1 protein-coding gene is annotated in these 311 nt (G+C 74.6%); it reads left to right on the top strand.

Annotated elements, in window-relative coordinates; translation table 11 throughout:
* Positions 1-270 (top strand): hypothetical protein (locus AC4H2H_RS19760; protein ID WP_494372538.1); only part of this gene is annotated, 270 nt, incomplete at its 5' end.
* Positions 271-311: the final 41 nt, after the last annotated feature.

Below are 311 nucleotides of genomic sequence, written 5' to 3'. Positions count from 1 at the left end.
TCGTCGTCTCACCTTGGTCTGCGCTCGGCCGGGCGACCGCCCGGGTGCTGTGCCCAGCCGGTCGGGCGGCTCGCCGCCCCGGCGGGCGACCGGGCTCGGCTTCGTGCGAGGGCGTCGCGTGTCAGCGCCCGGCCCACCGCCGTCGTCGGCCGACCCAGAGGCTCTACCTGGCTCTACCTCGACGGATCAGGCCTCTACGTCGACAAGACCAGCCCGCTGCCCGGTGACCAGGGTTCTACCTTGCGCGACCCGGTCGCCTGCCCCGGGTGAGGTGGTGGCTGAGCGGGTGGGGCGGCGTCGGATGCGAAGGG

The sequence above is a fragment of the Cellulosimicrobium sp. BMG9.22 genome (assembly GCF_059159975.1).
This window is presented reverse-complemented; position numbering and strand designations above follow the sequence as displayed.